We start from the raw sequence: 2,315 nt of genomic DNA, 5'->3' as shown, positions 1-2,315 counted from the left end.
TTGGTCTTCAGCCCGCCAATCGCGAACTCATCGAGCATGCTCAACAACCGCAGACGCGCCTGTTCACGGTCCTCGCCCCAGGCAATCAATTTGCCGAGCATCGGGTCATAGAACGGTGAAATCTCGTCCCCTTCCTCAACGCCGCTGTCCACCCGTCGCCCCGGCCCTTGCGCCGACTCGCGATACAGCGCCAGACGCCCGGTCGCCGGCAGAAAATCATTTGCCGGATCCTCGGCATACAACCGGACTTCAATCGCGTGGCCATTGAGCGGCACTTGATCCTGAGTCATCGGTAACGCTTCACCACGGGCCACGCGAATCTGCCAGGCCACCAGGTCCAGACCGGTGATGGCTTCCGTCACCGGGTGCTCGACCTGCAGCCGCGTATTCATCTCCATAAAGAAGAATTCGCCGCGTGCATCCAGCAGGAACTCCACCGTGCCGGCGCCGACATAGCCGATCGCCTGGGCCGAACGCACTGCCGCTTCACCCATGGCGCGGCGCAGTTGCGGCGACAGCCCCGGTGCCGGCGCTTCCTCGACGACTTTCTGATGCCGACGCTGAATCGAGCAATCGCGCTCGTTGAGATACAGGCAGTGGCCATGCTGATCGGCAAACACCTGGATTTCCACGTGACGCGGCTTGAGCAGGTATTTCTCCACCAGCATCCGCGAATCGCCGAACGATGACTGCGCCTCACGCTGGGCCGAGGCGAGGGCTTCGGCCAACTGGCTGACGTCCTCGACTACTTTCATGCCTTTGCCGCCGCCGCCCGCGGTGGCTTTGAGCAACACCGGATAACCGATGCGCTCGCAGGCCTCGCGGAAGGTGTCCAGATCCTGCGCCTCGCCGTGATAGCCGGGCACCAGCGGCACGCCGGCGGTTTCCATCAAGGCCTTGGCGGCAGACTTGCTGCCCATGGCGTCAATGGCTGCGGCGGGCGGGCCGAGGAAAATCAACCCGGCCGCTTCGATGGCGCGAGCGAACCCGGCGTTCTCCGAGAGAAAGCCATAACCCGGATGAATCGCCTGGGCGCCGCTGGCCTTGGCCGCGGCGATCAGTTTGTCGATCTGCAGATAGCTCTCGGCAGCTTTGCTGCCACCCAGATCGACCCGGATATCGGCTTCGCGGCTGTGCCGCGCCTCACGGTCGGTGGCGCTGTGCACCGCCACGGTGGTCAGGCCCAGCGCCTTGGCGGTACGCATGACCCGGCAAGCGATTTCGCCGCGGTTGGCCACCAGCAGGGTAGTGATAACAGGTGCGTTCATCAACGCGACTCCTTGGTGATGGCTTGCCAGCTCGGCGGACGTTTTTGCAGAAAGGCACGCAAGCCCTCCTGGCCTTCCGGGCTGACGCGGATCCGGGCGATGGCGTTTTCGGTGTAGCGCCGCAGCGCCGGAGTCAGTGCGCCGTTGCCGACCTCACGCAGCAAATCCTTGCTGGCGCGCATCGCGGCGGGGCTGTTGAGCAGCAGGTTGTCGATCCATTGCTCGACGGCCTGATCAAGCTCGGCAGCCGGGTAGCTCTCGGACAGCAAGCCGATTTCGCGTGCCCGCTGCCCGCCAAAACGCTCGGCGGTCAACGCGTATCGACGCGCAGCACGTTCGCCGATGGCCTGCACCACGAACGGACTGATCACTGCCGGCGCCAGACCGATGCGCACTTCCGACAGGCAGAATTGCGCGTCATCGGTGCCAATTGCCATGTCGCAGCAACTGATCAGGCCCAGCGCGCCGCCGAATGCCGCACCTTGCACCACGGCCACGGTGGGGATCTTCAGTTTGGCCAGGTTGTACATCAACTCTGCCAGTTCCCGGGCGTCGTCGAGGTTGGTGTGGTAATCGAGTTCGGCCGACTGCTGCATCCACGCCAGATCGGCACCGGCACTGAAGTGTTTGCCACGCCCGCGTACCAACAGAAAGCGCAGGCTGGCATCGCTGGCGACCTTGTCCAGCGCCAGGATCAGCTCACGGATCATCTCGGCATTGAAGGCGTTGTTCTTTTCGGCGCGGTTGAGCCACAGGGTGGCGAAGCCTCTTGGGTCGCGCTGCAGTTCCAGGGTGTTGAAATCACTCATGAGATTCTCCCGATCACATCCGGAACACGCCGAAGCGGCTCGGTTCGATAGGCGCGTTCAGCGACGCGGACAAGGCCAGGGCCAGCACATCGCGGGTCTGCGCCGGGTCGATGACGCCGTCGTCCCACAGCCGTGCGCTGGAGTAATAGGGGTGACCCTGCTCTTCGTACTGGTCGAGGATCGGTTGCTTGATCTCGGCTTCCTGTTCGGCGCTGAAGCCCTGACCGCTGCGTTCGGC

At 63.8% G+C, this 2,315-nt stretch carries 3 protein-coding genes; all 3 read right to left on the bottom strand.

What is annotated here, in order from left to right; translation table 11 throughout:
- Nucleotides 1–1,268: acetyl/propionyl/methylcrotonyl-CoA carboxylase subunit alpha (locus tag DBR24_RS17900; RefSeq protein ID WP_371921312.1), on the bottom strand; the 1,268-nt coding region annotated here is incomplete at its 3' end.
- Nucleotides 1,268–2,077: a gamma-carboxygeranoyl-CoA hydratase gene (locus tag DBR24_RS17895; RefSeq protein ID WP_128615417.1), complete on the bottom strand. Its 810-nt coding sequence runs from the start codon at nucleotides 2,075–2,077 to the stop codon at nucleotides 1,268–1,270. The genes DBR24_RS17895 and DBR24_RS17900, both read right to left, overlap by 1 nt.
- Nucleotides 2,078–2,090: 13 nt before the next feature.
- On the bottom strand, nucleotides 2,091–2,315 hold a 225-nt coding region (locus DBR24_RS17890), incomplete at its 5' end, for a carboxyl transferase domain-containing protein (protein ID WP_305889064.1).

The sequence above is a fragment of the Pseudomonas sp. HMWF006 genome (assembly GCF_003061205.1).
GTDB classification, from domain to species: Bacteria; Pseudomonadota; Gammaproteobacteria; order Pseudomonadales; family Pseudomonadaceae; genus Aquipseudomonas; species Aquipseudomonas monsensis.
This window is presented reverse-complemented; position numbering and strand designations above follow the sequence as displayed.